We start from the raw sequence: 14,304 nt of genomic DNA on the forward strand, positions 1-14,304 counted from the left end.
GTCGGGGCTGGAGGCGGCGAGGTAGCGGGTGACCACGGCGTGGGTGGCCAGCGGGGAGAGAACCATGTCGCCGGCCGCGATGGTGCGGATGGCGGCGAGGAACTCAGCGGGTCCGACGCCTTTGCCGAGGAAGCCGCTGACGCCGGCGCGCAGGGCCCGGGTGACGTGGTCGTCGGTTTCGAAGGTGGTCAGGATGAGGACGCGCGTGCCGCGGAGCCGGGGATCGGCGGTGATCTGTGCGGCGGCGGACAGGCCGTCCTGATGTGGCATGCGGATGTCCATGACCACGACATCCGGTGCGGTGGCGCGGGTCAGCTGTACGGCCTGGTCGCCGTCGGCCGCCGTGGCGATGACTTCAAGGTCGTCGGTGGCGTCGATGAGGACCTGGAACGTTGCGGCGAGGAGGGCCTGGTCGTCGGCGAGGAGCACGCGGATGGTCACGGGGTGTCCTTGTCGTGGGCGGCTGGGCGGCCGGCCGGCGAGTACGCGAGGGTGGGAAGCTCGGCCTTCACCTCGAATCCGGCGTCGTCGCGGGGGTGGGCGTGCAGGTGTCCGCCGACTGCATGGGCCCGCTCGCGCATGCCGATGAGGCCGTATCCGGCGGCGCCGCGGACCTGTACGGGCGGGCCGTCGTCGGTGACCGTCAGGGTCAGCAGGCTGTCGGTGTAGTGCAGGTGGACGGCGGCCGTGGTGGTCAGTGCGTGCTTGGAGACGTTGGTGAGTGCTTCTTGCGTGATGCGGTAGGCGGTGAGGTCGACGCCGGGTGACAGTGGTTGCGCGGCGCCGTCCTGGGTGAGGGTGACGGTGAGGCCGACCTGGTCGAACGAGGCGATCAGTTCCGGTAGTTGCGTCAGGCCGGGGGCGGGCTCGGTCGAAGGGCCGTGGGGCTCGTCGCGTTCACGCAGCAGGCTCACGGTCGCTCTCAGTTCGCCCAGCGCCGAGTTGAGGGTGGCGGTGAGGTTGTGCATGACTTGCTGTGCCTTGTCGGGCCGGCCGGCCAGCAGGTAGTCGGCGGTAGCGGCCTGGGCGTGGGCGAGCGTGATGTGGTGGGCCACGACGTCGTGCAATTCGCGGGCGATGCGCATCCGTTCGGCGGCCACGCGCCGGCGGGCCTCTTCCTCGCGGGTGTGTTCGGCCATCTCCGCGCGTGCTTCCACCGCGGTGACGTAGTCGCGGCGGCTGCGCAGGGAGTCGGCCACGGCCGGGGCGACGAGGGTGAAGGCGGCCAGTCCCACCTGGTCGGCCCGCAGCTGCGGGCCGCTCGGCGGCCACAGGGCGGAAGCGGCGAGCAGGGCGAGGGCGGCGGTCGCGGTGTAGCGGGCGGCGGTGCGGCTGTCGGTTCGCCAGGCCAGTGATGCGAGCGCCGCCATGACGGGGCCGGTGAGGGCGGAGCCGAACTCGTAACCGAAGGAGCGGCCCATGGCGCCGAGGATGGCGGTGCACGCGGTCGTGGCGATCACGGTCAGGCGCGGGCGGTTGCGACGCAGCAGCAGCGCCGCGCAGGCCAGGACGGCAACGCCGGCGGCGGCCGGCGGCGGCCAGCGCACGATGCGGGGCGGCTGCGCCATAGTGGTGGAGAGCACCGCGAAGACGCACAGGGCAGCCGCCGTCGCGGCGTCGAATGCTCTGGGGTGGCGGCGGGCCCACGGCCGGGTGTCGGCAATCACGCGTCCTCCTTCACGGGTGTGCTTGGCGGTAGTCGTCTGTGGACGAGTCGGGGCGGGCGGGCCCTTGCGTATACGGGGACGTCCCGGAGGCCCGCGGGTTGGCGGGCGCCCCGGGGCGGCGGTGGGTCAGGCGTTCACCGATTCATCCCGTGACGGCGGCGCCGGGGCGGGGTGCTCGGCCGCGAGGGTGCGAGCGAGTTTCTCGCCTTCGATGTCGAGGTCGGGCAGCAGCCGGTCCAGCCACTTGGGCAGCCGCCATGCTGCCTGTCCCAGGAGCGCGAGAGCGGCCGGGACGATGGTCATGCGAACGATGAACGCGTCGAAGAGGACGGCGGCGGACAGCCCCAGACCGAGCATCTTGACCATGGAGTCGGCCATGCCGATGAATCCGGCGAAGACGGCGATCATGATGACGGCGGCGGCCACGACGACGCGGGCGCTGTGCCGGAAGCCGGTGACGATGGCCTGTGCGGGCGCTTCGCCATGGACGTGGGCTTCGCGGATGCGGGTCACGAGGAAGACCTCGTAGTCCATGGCCAGGCCGAAGACCACGCCGATCAGGAAGATCGGCATCATGCTCATCACCGGTCCGGTCTGGGCGACGCCGAGCAGGTCGGCGAGCCAGCCCCACTGGAAGACTGCGACGATCACGCCGAAGGCCGCGGCGACCGAGAGCAGGAAGCCGAGGGCTGCCTTGAGCGGGACGAGGATCGAACGGAAGACGATCATCAGGAGCAGGACGGCGAGTCCCACCACAACCGCGAGGTAGGGGATGAGGGCGGCGGTGACCTTGTTCGAGACGTCGATGTTCATCGCGGTCTGACCGGTCACCAGCATGGAGGCGCCGGAGTTCGTCTTCAGGTCGGCGGCCTCGGAGCGGATCGTCTTGACGAGGTCCTTGGTCGCGCTGGCGCTCGGGCCGGTGCTGGGCACAGCGGCGATGATCGCGGTGTCGCCGGCCTTGTTGAAGGTGGCCGGTGAGACGTCCACGACGCCGTCAGTGGCAGTCAGGGCCGTGCGGGCCTGTGCGGCGACGGCCTTCGCGTCGTCGGCGCCCTTGGCGTCGACGACGATGGTCAGGGGCCCGTTGAAGCCGGGGCCGAAGCCGTCGGCGAGCGCGTCGTAGGCACGGCGCTGAGTGGTCGAAGTGGGCTGCGCCTCGTCACCGGGCAGGCTGAGCTGGAGATCCAGTGCCGGGAGGGCGACGACGCCGAGACCCGCCACGCTCAGCAGCAGCATCGCCACAGGCCGGCGGATGACGAAACGGGCCCACCGGCTGCCCGCGGGCTCCTTCGCGCGTACGGCGGTGGTGGTCCTGCGGCGCTGGGCGCGCGGCAGGACGGCCTGGGGGAAGAAGCCGAGCAGGGCGGGCAGAAGTGTCAGGGCGACGAGCACGGCGATGACAACGGTGCCGGCGGCGGCCAGCCCCATGTCGGTCAGCATCGGCACGCCCGCCACGGACAGCCCGGCCAGTGCGATGACGACGGTGGCGCCGGCGAAGACGACTGCAGATCCGGCGGTGCCCACCGCCCGGCCGGCGGCCTCCTGCGGCGCGTGCCCCACGGCCCGTTCGGCGCGGTAGCGCGAGACGATGAACAGGGCGTAGTCGATGCCCACGGCCAGGCCCAGCATCAGAGCCAGGGTGATCGTCGTGGTGGACATGCCCGCGGTGATGATGGCGCAGACTCCGGCGCCCAGGCCGATGAGGGCGGTGACCAGAGGAAGTCCGGCGGCGACCATCGCGCGGAAGGTGATGAACAGCACGAGCGCGGCGACAGCGATGCCGATCAGTTCGGTGACGCCGCCGAGTTCAGGGCCGCCGTCGAGGGCCGAGCCTCCGACTTCCACGGTCAGCCCCGCTGCGCGGCCGTCTTCGACGGCGTCCATGAGCGCGGCGGACGTGGCCTCGCTCAGGTCGTCGCTGGAGACGGTGTAGGTGACGGTCGCGAACGCGGTCGTGGCGTCCTTGCTGACGGATTCCGGCGCGAAGGGACTCGAGGTGTCCTTCACCTGCGAGCCGCGCGCGATGGTGTCCACGACCTTTTCGACAGCCGCCCGGTTCTCGCGAGCGGTCACCTTCTGGCCGTCAGGCGCGGCGAAGACGATGCGTGCGTCCGCGCCCTCCGCGTTGTCCCCGGGGAAGCGCTCGTCGAGCAGGTCGAACGCCTTCTGCGACTCAGTGCCCGGCATGGAGAACCCGTCCTCTTCCGCGGCCGGGGCACTGAGAGCGGCGAAGGAACACGCCGCCAGGATCGCCACCCACAGGAGGGCGAAATAGCGGCGCTGCCGGAAAGACAACCGGCCGAGCCGATAGAGCAAGGAAGCCATGACAAGGCACTCCAGTCGAAGAGGAGAGGGATGGTGCCGCGGCCATGCCGTGCACACTCAAGGCGCAGACGGTCCGCAGCTTCGTGCCCATCGTTGGCAACATCGGCCGCGACGTCGTCCCGCATCTGCGGACACCCGCCCGTACTGCAGCTGCAGTACCGGCGCGGCAAGGGCCCATCCCCAGGCGGCAGGACACCCGGCGGCTCCCGCCCGCTGACCGGTCCGCGTCACATCGTGGGCCCGCACCCCGAGCGCAGCGCGGGTGCGGCTCAGGCGGCGTGCGCGTCGACGTAGGCCGGTAGCTGCCAGCCGCCGCCGCGGTCCTCCTTGGAGAACCGCGCGACAAGGGCGGGGATGTGGAAGAGGCAGGCCAGCGCGGTGGCGTTCTGGAAGGCGCTGATGGCGTGCTTGTTCATGGGCATGCCCACGCGCAGGATGCGGGGATTGACCTCGCCCTGGATCTCGTCGACGAAGGGCCGCAGGACGCGGTCGTAGTTCGCCAGCGCGGTCGGCAGGTCGTCCGCATGTCGGTTGATCTCCCCGGCCAGGACATCGGCGCCGACCAGGGCGCCGGAGATCCCCATGCCGCTGTAGGGGGATGCGCAGTGCGCGGCGTCCCCGGCCAGGATCACCCGGCCCTTGGACCAGCTGTCGATGCGCACCTGGGCGATCTCCTGGGAGTTGAAGAACGGGCTGTCCTTCATGCCCTCGATCAACCGGTCGGTCTGCCATCCGGCGTCCCGGAACCGCTCAGCCCAGAACTTCTGCTGCTGCTCCACGGGAGCGCGGTGGATCGCGGACGCTTCCGCCGACTCCTCGCGCATCACGAAGTACACCTGGGTCTCGGTCGCGTTGTGGCTGCGCCGCATGATCTGCCGGCCGCCCGGGACCATGTAGGTGTCGCGGATGTTGCTGTCAGAGGCAATGCGCGGCACGAACCAGTAGGCCATGTGGATGCCCACCCGCCAGTACGGGTCGAAGCCCTCCGGCAGCAGGGTCCGCCGGATGCGTGAGCCCTGCCCGTCGGCGCCGATCAGCAGGTCGTACTCGCCGGAGTTCCCGTCCGAGAAGTGCGCGGTGACCCGGTCTGCGTCCTGGTCGAAGCCGTCGACGCTCTTGCCGAAGACGTACTCGGTGTCGTCCTTGGTCGCCTCGTGCAGGATGCGGACGAGATCGCCGCGCATGATCTCGTACTCCGAGGTCAGGGTCTGACGTCCCTTGCCGGAGGTGTTCGCCATGATCGTCGCCTTCGGCTTACCGCGGGAGTCGACGAAGGCGACGCCCGCCTCGTCCACCAGCCGGCTGCGCACGGTCTCCAGCAGGCCCATGCGCTCGACCGCCTCGATGCCCTGTCCGCGCAGGTCGACCTGCGCGCCCGAGGCGCGTAGCCCCGGGAAGCGCTCGACGACCGTCACCTGGTGACCGCCGCGGGTGAGCCAGAAGGCCAGCGCCTGCCCGGCGACGCCGCCGCCGGCGACGAGGACCCGCAGCGAACGCTTCGCGATCTTGTTCATCACGTCCGACCACTCCAAAATCTATCGGTGATTGATTTCTTTCCACGGTCTTCTATCAGCGATAGATTGTCAATGTGACCAAGATGAACCGTGAGACCGTCGTCACAGAGGCGCTGGATCTGCTGGACGAGGTGGGCCTGGACGCGGTCAGCACCCGGCGGCTGGCCAAGCGCCTCGGTGTCGAGCAGCCGTCGCTCTACTACCACTTCCGGACCAAGAAGGACCTCCTCGCGGCCATGGCGGAAGCGGCCATGGCCCCGCACGCCGATGCGCCGCTGCCATCCCCCGAGGACGACTGGCGCGCGTGGTTCCTGGAGAACTCCCGCAGCTTCCGCCGCACGCTGCTGATGCGCCGTGACGGCGCCCGGCTGCACGCCGGCAGCACCCCGACCGGCGACCTCGACCGGATCCGCCGCAAGATGGCCTTCCTGGTCTCCTCCGGCGTGCCCGAGCGGGAGGCGCAGATGGCGATGCTGGCCGCCGGCCGCTACGCGGTCGGCTGCGTGCTCGAGGAGCAGGCGGATACGGACTCGCCGGACGGCGAGGACCTGCCGGACGACGTCCCCGTACTCGATCACGAGGAGGCGTTCGAGGCGGGCCTCGCGCTCATCCTCGGCGGCCTCGACCAGCACACCGCGGCCTCCGGCCCGGCCTCCGTCGCACCGTCGCCGGCCTGACCGGGCGTGAGGCTGAAGGGCGCTGACGGATGCAGTACAGCGGCAGCCAAACCGAGGCGGTGTCCTTTGGACAGGGCAGCCACGGCCCATTCGCGACGCAACACAGACGACGATCACCGGTTATGGAAACCGGCGATCATCGGGACACTTGAAGCTCCCCCTCACCCCAACAGAGGGCGACAACCGGAGAGGGGCCACTCACGCGTTCTGCTCATGATCGGCAGCCGAGGGCAGTGCTCATCGGGCGCGGAAAGTCGCACTGCCGCAGCAGCCACTGCTCACGGAACTGCGTTCCCTACAGACGGGCTCCAGGTTCGCGCACGGCGGTCGCTCATGGAGGCGAGATGGTCGCCGAGCTCCTGTTGACACCGCGGCGATCGGCCGTCACGTCTGCACCGCGTACAGGTTGCTGTCGTTGCTGCCGACGTACACGACGCCGTCGACCACCGTCGGCGACGAGATCACGGTGTCGCGGGTGGGGAAGACCCAACGTTTCTCACCGGTCTTGGCGTCCACCGCGTACAGGTTGTTGTCGCTGCTGCCGATGTACACGACGCCGTCGACCACCGTCGGCGACGAGTCCACCACATCGCCCGTCGGGAAGGCCCATAGTTGCTCGCCGGTCTTGGCGTCCACGGCGTACAGGTTGTAGTCGCCGCTGCCGACGTACACGATGCCGTCGACCACCGTCGGCGACGAGTCCACGAGGTTGTCGGTGGGGAAGGCCCAACGTTTCTCACCGTACTCGGCATCCACGGCGTACAGGTTGTTGTCGCCGCTGCCGACGTACACGACGCCGTCGACGACCGCCGGCGACGACTTCACGTAGTCGCGGGTGGGGAAGGCCCAACGTTTCTCACCGGTTCCGGCGTCCACCGCATAGAGGTTGTTGTCGAAGCTGCCGACGTACACGATGCCGCCGACCATCATCGGCGACGACGCCACCAGATCGCCCGTCGGGAAGACCCATTGCTGCTCGCCGGTCTTGGCGTCCACCGCATAGAGGTTGTCGTCGAAGCTGCCGATGTAGACGGTGCCGTAGGCCATCGTCGGCGACGAGTGCACGGCGGCGGCGGTGGGGAAGGCCCAGCGTTTGGCACCGCTTGCGGCGTCTATCGCGTACACGTTGCCGTCCTGGCTGCCGACGTAGAGGACGCCACCAGCCACCATTGGCGTCGATTCCGTGTAGCCCCCCAAGGGGAAGGTCCAGCGCTTCTTGCCGGTTTCGGCGTCCACCGCATAGAGGTTGTTGTCGAAGCTGCCGGCGTAGACGGTGCCGAGGACCACCTTCGGCGACCGGACCACGCCGCCGGTGGGGAAGACCCAGCGTCGCCTGCCGGGTGTGCTGGTGGGGCTCGGGGTGCTTGCGGGGCCTGCCTTGCCGTGGCCTGCCTTGCCGTCGGAGGAACCGTCTTCGAGGATCTTCGAGGCGGTAAGTGCGGCTCCGGCGGTGAGCGCCGCGCCGGACAGGGCGAGGAGGGCACGGCGCCGGGACATGGATCGCTGGGGAGGGCGGGTACCGTGCTGCGGCGGGTCAGCGGGCCGTGACTGCTGTTTCGCAGGACCGGAATTGCTGCTGGGGCTGGGCCACTGACCGGTCCGGGTGGTTTGCTGGTGCGCCGGGGAAGCCGCGGAGGCAGTGGCAGTTGGGGCGGTGGGGGATGCCGAGTGGGGTGCCTCTGGTGGCGTGGCGGCCCCCGTGACGCCCTCCTCGGCGTAGTAGACCGGCCCGGTCTCTTCGAGTCGCAGCGGTGTCTCGGGCAGTGTCCGGAGCGGGGTACGAGGCAGGGTGGTGTCGGCCCGTTCCTGGATGAGCCGGGCGACGGGCCCGGGCATCCAGCCCTGCTTGGTGAGCACCAGCGTCGCGCCCTCCCCGTCCGCGGTACCCGCGATGCCGAACAGCTTGAGGAGTTCGGCCACAGAGGGACGCTTGTCGGGCTCCTTCGCCAGGCAGGCGGCGACCACGTCGCCTGTCTCGGGCGGCAGGCCGTCGAGGTCGGGCGATTCGTGCACGGTGCGGTAGTGCAGGACATGCGAGGTGCCCGTACCGAACGGACCGACACCCTTGGCGGTGTAGGCCAGCACCGCGCCGAGAGCGAAGACATCGCTGGCAGGGCCGACGAGTCTGCCGGTGATCTGCTCGGGAGACATGAAGCCCGGGGTGCCGATGGTCATGCCGGTGTGGGTCAGCGCACTGGACTCACTCGCGGCCGAGATACCGAAGTCGATCACCCGGGGGCCGTCGGCGGCCAGCAGCACATTGGCGGGCTTGAGGTCGCGATGGACGACTCCGGCCGCGTGGATCGCCTCCAGGGCTTCGGCCAGCCCGACGCCGAATTCCAGGACCGAGCGGGCCGGCCAGGGCCCGTGCACGGCGATTGCCTCCCGCAACGAGACACCGGGCACGTAGACGGTGGCCAGCCAGGCCGGGGATCCCTCCGGGTCGGCATCGACCACGCCCGCGGTGAAGACCCCGTTGACCCGTCGGGCGGCGGTGACTTCGCGCGCGAAGCGGCGCCGGAAGTCCTCGTCCTCGGCCAGTTCGGGACGCACCACCTTCACCGCGACGGAACGCCCGCCGGGCGAGCGCGCCAGATACACCTGACCCATGCCGCCCGCACCGAGACGCGCCACGATCTGGTAGCGCCCCAAGTGCTGCGGGTCCCCCAGTTTCAGGGCCTCCAACACTGCCTCTCCCCACGTCCCCGCCTGCCCCACGGCCCGGAGGCCGTTGCCGTGTCCGCATCATTGCAGAAACGAATGCAGGGCCGCTCAGGGACGAGAGCGCCTCAGGCCAAGGACTCGAAGTAGGCCTTCTGCGCGGGGTAGTAGTCGTCGAAGTCGGGACGGGGCCCGCCCGTGCGCGCGGCGGTGAGCATGTCCAGGTAGTACTCCCAGCCCGGGCCGGTCGAGCCGAGGTGCTCGGCGGAGTCGAGGTGGTGGACCAGCCGGAGCTCGGTGGTGCCGCCCGTCTCGGTCAGCAGCAGCTCCAGCGACCAGGCGCCGGCCTCGTCCTCGGTCGTGACGGCGAGCCGGCGCGGCGGTTCGCAGGCCTCGATCCGCATCGGGCACCAGGGCGCCGACTCCTCGAACACCATCTGCGCCTCGATGGTGCGCCCTGGCGCCGCCTCGCCGCGCCATGGGCCGAACCAGCGGGCGGTGCGCTCCGGCTCGGTGACACTCGCCCACACATCGTGGATGGGCGCGCGGTAGGTGCGGGTGAGGATCAGGTCGAATCCCGTCGGCGTGGGGACGAGCCGTCCGGTGGGTTCAAGAGTCATGCCGTGTCCTCCTCGTGGTGGTGCGCGGTGCGCCCGGTGCCGCCGGGCTCGGCCCGGCCGCGGTCCCTGCGCGTGCGGTGGACCTCGGTCTCCAGCGCCGCGAGGCGCCCCGTCCAGTCGGACTGCCGGTCATCGAGCTCGGACTGCCGGTCGTTCAACTCGTACTGCCGGTCGTCGAACTGGGTGAGCCACGCGGCGAGTCGGCCCAGCCGGGAACGGACGAGCGAGTAGCGCCGGTGGCGTCCGACCTGCTCGTCCTCCACCAGGCCACTCTCACGCAGCACGCGCAGGTGGCGGCTGATCGCGGGCCGGCTGATGGTGAACCGGGCGGCGATCTCGCCCGCCGTCAGCGGGGCGTGGCGCAGCATGACCAGGATCTCGCGGCGTACGGGATCGGCTACGGCCCCGGCCACCTCGGTCAGTTCGTCCACACCGAAAGCGTAACCCATAGGTTACGCGTCAGGCTAGGCCGGAATTCGGACAGGGTTACTGAAAACGATTGTCATCATGCTACGGTCGGCCATACGTCCCCTTGACCACCCCTTTAACCACCCCTTACCGGAGGGTCCCGTGCGCCTGCCCGCCCGCCTTCTCCCCGTCTCCGCGGTCGCCGCCGCCTCCGCCCTGCTCACCGGCTGCTTCTCGGGAGCCGCTTCGGACAGCTCCGCGGAGGGCGGCGAGAAGCGAGTACGCGTCGCGCACATGCTGCCGCCGCGCTCCGGGCTCTCGCCGCTGTCCGACGACGCGTTCAAGCTGTCCCGCTGGTCGACCGCCGAGACGCTCGTCAAGCTCGACGTGGAAGGCGACGCCCAACCCGCGCTCGCCACCAAGTGGCAGCAGAACGGGAAGACCTGGACCTTCGAGATACGGGACGGCGTGACCTTCCACGACGGTACGAAGCTCACCGCCGAGGCCGTCGTACGGTCGATCACCGAGGCCGCCGGCGCCTCTCCCAAGCCCCGCATCCTCGACGGCGTGGACCTGACGGTGAAGGCCCAGGGCGACTCGGTCGCCGTCACCACCGCCACCGAGGACCCGCTGGTCCCGCAGCGGCTGAGCTCGCCGCAGCTGTCGATCCTGGCGGCGAAGGCGTACGAGGGGAAGACGGTCAGCCCGGTCGGCGCGGGCACCGGTCCCTTCGAGCTGAAGAAGGTGAACGGCACGTCGTCCGCGTCCCTCGACCGCTACGACGACTACTGGGGCGGCAAGGCCAAGTCCCCTGGAATCGACGTTAAGTTCGTGCCGGACGGCACCGCCCGTGCCGCCGCCCTGCGCAGCGGCGAGGCCGACATCGTCGAGGCGGTGCCGGTCTCGCAGGCCGCGCTGCTCGAAGAGGACCAGATCACCGAGGTGCCGATGCCGCGCACCAACACCCTGTACCTGAACACCTCCGAAGGTCCTTTCAAGGACGCCGCGTTGAGGGCCGCCGCCCGCGAGGCCATCGACGCCGAGTCGATCGTCAAGGGCGTGTACGAGGACCGCGCCGACGTCGCCGAGGGCCTGCTCGGTCCCGCCCTGCCGTGGGCCGCCGACCTGCGCTCGCCGGTGAAGCGCGCCAAAGCCGGTGATCCCGCCGGGAAAACCATCACCATCGGTACGTTCACCGACCGTGCCGAGCTGCCCGAGGTGGCCCAGACGCTGCAACAGCAGCTCCAGAAGGCCGGGTTCAAGGTGAAGCTGGAGGTCCGCGAGTACGCGAACATCGAGTCCGACGCGCTGGCGGGCGAGTTCGACGCGTTCATCCTGTCCCGGGCGACGATCCTCGACTCGGGCGACCCGGCCGCGTACCTCTACAGCGACTTCGGGTCCAAGGGTTCCTTCAACATCTCCCAGCTCTCCGACAAGACCGTCGACGCGGCCCTGGAGAAGGCCTCCGCGACCAAGGCCGGTGACGCGCGCCGCAAGGCCGTCATCGAGGCGGAGGCCGCGGTGCTGTCCACCGACGCCGCCGTCCCGATGCTGCACGAACGGGTCATCCAGGGCGACGCGGCCGGTGTCGTGGACGTCGCGCACGACCCGCGCGAGCGCGAGCTGATCACCACGGAAACCTACGTCAAGTGACGCTCGTGGCCCGCCTGTTGAAGCCCCGCGGAGTGGCACGCCGGTTGACTCCCGCGCTGACACCGGCGCTGACACCTGGCAGCCGGGCCGGGCTCACCCGGCTCGGCTGCCTCGCCGCTGTCCTCGCCACCGTCGGACTGCTCCCCTGGCTCTCCGGCCGCGACCCCGCGCTCACGGTGCTGCGCGCCCGGTCCGCCGAGCAGGAGGCGACCCCGGAGACCCTGGCCGCGATCCGCGCGGACCTCGGCCTGGACGCGGGTCCCCTTTCCCTGCTGGGGAACTGGGCCTCCGGGCTGCTCCGCGGCGACCTCGGCACCTCCTGGGTGTCGGGCACCGACGTACTGCCTTCGGTCGTGGCCGGACTCCAGGTGTCGCTGTCCCTGATGGGCGCGGCCATCGGCGTCGCGCTGCTGATCACCTGTGCGTTCGTCGCGCCCGTGCTCGTACGCGGCCGGGGGTCGGCCGGCGCGTTCGCCGCGATGGTCGTCGCGCTGCCCGAGTTCCTGCTCGCCACGCTCGCGTTGCTGGTGGGCGGGGTGTGGCTGGGCTGGCTGCCGACCTCGGGCTGGATCGGTCCGCAGTACATGGTGCTGCCCGCCCTCGCCCTGGGCATCCCCGCGGGCGGGCTGCTCGGCCGCCTGGTCGCCGACGCGCTGCCCGCCGTCCTCGACGAGCGGTGGGTGGAGCTGTGGCGGGGTGCGGGGGTGCACCGGGCGCGCATCTCGGCCGCCGCCCTGCGTCGCGTACTCCCGCCCCTGGTACCGCAGTTCGGCATGGTCGCCGTCGGGCTGACGGGTGGTGCGGTCGCCGTGGAGGCGGTGTTCGCGGTGCCGGGCATCGGGCGTACGGCGCTGGGGGCGGCCAAGTCGCAGGACCTGCCGCTGCTCCAGGGTTCGGTCCTCGCGCTGCTCACGCTGGGCCTGGTCGCGGGTGCGCTGGCGGCCCTCGTACGGCGCCGTCTGCTGGGCCCGGCGCTGCGGGACGCGGGGCTGACGCTGCCCGCCGCCCGCCCGGTCCGCGCGCACCCGGCCGTTCCGGTGGCGCTCGGAGCCGTACTCCTGACCTGCATCGCCTGGGGGTTGCTGCGCGATCCGTACGCCGTGGACACGACCGCCCGCCTCCAGGCGCCGTCCTGGGCGCACCCGCTCGGCACGGACGGGCTCGGCCGTGACGTGCTGGCCCGGCTCGGGCACGGCGCGGCGTCGACGGTCGGCACGGCGACCGCGGTCTGCCTGATCAGCCTGCTCCTCGCGCTCGCCCTCGGCTTCCTGCCGTCCGTGGCCTCGGGCTCCTCCGACATCGCCAACGCGCTGCCACCGGTCATCGTCGGCATCCTCGTCGCGGCGGCCGCGGGCCCCGGCACGGGCGGCGCGGCACTCGCGGTCGCCCTGATCTCCTGGCCCCCGCTGGCGGCCCACGCGGCGGCACTGGTTCAAGAGATACGCGCCTCGACGTTCCTGACCGCCCAACGGGCCATCGGCGCAACGCCGTTGTGGATCCTCACCCGCCACGTCCTGCCCTCCGTGGCCGCCCCGGTCACCCGCCACGCCCTCCTGCGCCTGCCGGGCATCGCCCTGGCCCTCGCCTCCCTCGGCTTCCTCGGCCTCGGCGCCCAGCCGCCCGCGCCGGAGTGGGGGATGCTCCTCGACGAGTCCCGCGCGTACGTGGAACGCGCGCCGTGGGCGGCCCTGGCTCCGGCGGTCGCGCTGGCGCTGCTGGCGGGCCTGGCGGTGTCGATGGCCGCATACGCCGAGGGGGGAGCGGGTGGAGCGGGGGGCACCCGGACCGGTTCGGCTCCTCCGGCTTCGGCTTCGGCTTCGGCCTCGGCCCGCGGCCGGTTCGCTTCCGCCTTTCACACACTCCGTTCCCGTAAGGAGTCCCTCCGATGAGCACCGAAGTCCTCCTCTCCGTCCGGGACCTGCGCATCTCCTTCGGCGCCGTCGAAGCGGTACGAGGCCTCTCCTTCGACGTACACGAGGGTGAAGTCCTCGCCGTGGTGGGCGAGTCGGGCGCGGGCAAGTCACTGACGGCCCGCACGCTGCTGGGCATGCCGCCACGCGGGGCGACGGTGACAGGGAGCGTACGACTGGGCTCGGCCGAACTCGTCGCCGCCCCGCGCTCCCTGCGCACCGCCCTCTGGGGCCGCCGCGTCGCCCTGGTTCCCCAGGACGCCCTCTCGGCCCTCTCCCCCGTACACCAGGTCGCCGACCAACTCGCCGCCGCCGTACGGTCCGTGGACCGTACGTCCCGGAAGGAGGCGCGAGCCCGTGCGGTGGCCGCGCTGGAGGAGGTGGGCATCGCACCGGACAAGGCACGGGCGTACCCGCACGAGTTCTCGGGCGGCATGCGCCAACGGGCGGTGATCGCCATGGCGATGCTCCACTCCCCCGACCTGGTCATCGCCGACGAACCGACGACGGCACAGGACCCGGAGACACAGAACCAGGTCCTGGACCTGCTGGCCCGCCGAACCGGGGCCGCGGGCGCCGCCCTAGTCCTGGTCACACATGACCTCGCGGCGGTACGGGAGCACGCCGATCGGATGGTGGTGATGTACGCGGGGCGACTGGTGGAGGCGGGCCCGGTGGACGAGGTGTTCGCAGGGCCTCGGGCTCCTTATACGGCGGGCTTGTTGGCGTCGGTCCCGGTGGGGGCGCCCCGTCAGGGGCGCGGGGAACTGCGCGACCAGCCACGACGAACCCGCACCTTGTCGACTGCCATCCCCGCGGAGCGAAGGCGCCGGCTCCCCGCCATAGCGGGTGCCCCACCCACCGAC

Annotated in this window: 11 protein-coding genes; 4 read left to right on the forward strand and 7 right to left on the reverse strand. The window is 71.1% G+C overall.

Going from position 1 to position 14,304, the window contains the following annotated elements; all coding sequences use genetic code 11:
- The 4 genes from G5C60_RS43995 to G5C60_RS44010 all read right to left on the reverse strand — a co-directional run.
- Nucleotides 1-441: response regulator (locus tag G5C60_RS43995; RefSeq protein ID WP_165268707.1), on the reverse strand; the 441-nt coding region annotated here is incomplete at its 3' end.
- Complete coding sequence (locus tag G5C60_RS53850; RefSeq protein WP_338146099.1) at nt 438-1,667, reverse strand: sensor histidine kinase; 1,230 nt, start codon at nt 1,665-1,667, stop codon at nt 438-440. The genes G5C60_RS53850 and G5C60_RS43995, both read right to left, overlap by 4 nt.
- A gap of 126 nt (nt 1,668-1,793) precedes the next feature.
- Complete coding sequence (locus G5C60_RS44005; RefSeq protein ID WP_165268709.1) at nt 1,794-3,995, reverse strand: MMPL family transporter; 2,202 nt, start codon at nt 3,993-3,995, stop codon at nt 1,794-1,796.
- Nucleotides 3,996-4,264: 269 nt separating this feature from the next.
- Nucleotides 4,265-5,509: an FAD-dependent monooxygenase gene (locus G5C60_RS44010; protein WP_165268711.1), complete on the reverse strand. Its 1,245-nt coding sequence runs from the start codon at nt 5,507-5,509 to the stop codon at nt 4,265-4,267.
- Nucleotides 5,510-5,592: 83 nt separating this feature from the next.
- Between G5C60_RS44010 and G5C60_RS44015 the strand changes: the two genes are divergently transcribed.
- Entirely contained in the window at nt 5,593-6,186 is a 594-nt protein-coding gene (locus G5C60_RS44015; protein ID WP_165268725.1) for a TetR/AcrR family transcriptional regulator C-terminal domain-containing protein, read from the forward strand.
- 384 nt (nt 6,187-6,570) lie between these two features.
- Here the strand turns inward: G5C60_RS44015 and G5C60_RS44020 are convergent, their stop codons facing one another.
- From G5C60_RS44020 to G5C60_RS44030, 3 genes are all read right to left on the reverse strand, one after another.
- The gene (locus tag G5C60_RS44020; RefSeq protein ID WP_165268713.1) at nt 6,571-8,874 is read right to left on the reverse strand and encodes an outer membrane protein assembly factor BamB family protein; all 2,304 of its coding nucleotides are present in this window, start codon (nt 8,872-8,874) and stop codon (nt 6,571-6,573) included.
- Nucleotides 8,875-8,975: 101 nt separating this feature from the next.
- On the reverse strand, nt 8,976-9,467 hold the full coding sequence (locus tag G5C60_RS44025; RefSeq protein ID WP_165268715.1) for an SRPBCC family protein: 492 nt from the start codon (nt 9,465-9,467) through the stop codon (nt 8,976-8,978).
- The gene (locus tag G5C60_RS44030; protein ID WP_165268717.1) at nt 9,464-9,898 is read right to left on the reverse strand and encodes a metalloregulator ArsR/SmtB family transcription factor; all 435 of its coding nucleotides are present in this window, start codon (nt 9,896-9,898) and stop codon (nt 9,464-9,466) included. Before G5C60_RS44030 ends, G5C60_RS44025 begins: the two co-directional genes overlap by 4 nt.
- Nucleotides 9,899-10,037: 139 nt before the next feature.
- Here G5C60_RS44030 and G5C60_RS44035 point away from each other — a divergent pair, with 139 nt between their 5' ends.
- The 3 genes from G5C60_RS44035 to G5C60_RS44045 form a co-directional block, all read left to right on the forward strand.
- Nucleotides 10,038-11,528 carry an ABC transporter substrate-binding protein gene (locus G5C60_RS44035; RefSeq protein ID WP_165268719.1) on the forward strand — a complete coding sequence of 497 codons (1,491 nt, stop codon included), beginning with the start codon at nt 10,038-10,040 and terminating at the stop codon, nt 11,526-11,528.
- Nucleotides 11,529-11,596: 68 nt separating this feature from the next.
- Nucleotides 11,597-13,417, forward strand: a complete 1,821-nt coding sequence (locus G5C60_RS44040) for an ABC transporter permease subunit (protein ID WP_165268727.1) — start codon at nt 11,597-11,599, stop codon at nt 13,415-13,417.
- The coding region (locus G5C60_RS44045; protein ID WP_165268721.1) for an ABC transporter ATP-binding protein at nt 13,414-14,304 on the forward strand (891 nt) is incomplete at its 3' end. The genes G5C60_RS44040 and G5C60_RS44045, both read left to right, overlap by 4 nt.

It is taken from the genome of Streptomyces scabichelini (assembly GCF_011045015.1).
Classification (GTDB): Bacteria; Actinomycetota; Actinomycetes; order Streptomycetales; family Streptomycetaceae; genus Streptomyces; species Streptomyces scabichelini.

What these genes read in the sequence shown, in the direction of transcription:
- G5C60_RS44005 (WP_165268709.1), bottom strand. Translation starts at nt 3,995, where the DNA reads ATGGCTTCCTTGCTCTATCGGCTCGGCCGGTTGTCTTTCCGGCAGCGC.
- G5C60_RS44010 (WP_165268711.1), bottom strand. Translation starts at nt 5,509, where the DNA reads ATGAACAAGATCGCGAAGCGTTCGCTGCGGGTCCTCGTCGCCGGCGGC.
- G5C60_RS44015 (WP_165268725.1), top strand. Translation starts at nt 5,593, where the DNA reads ATGAACCGTGAGACCGTCGTCACAGAGGCGCTGGATCTGCTGGACGAG.
- G5C60_RS44025 (WP_165268715.1), bottom strand. Translation starts at nt 9,467, where the DNA reads ATGACTCTTGAACCCACCGGACGGCTCGTCCCCACGCCGACGGGATTC.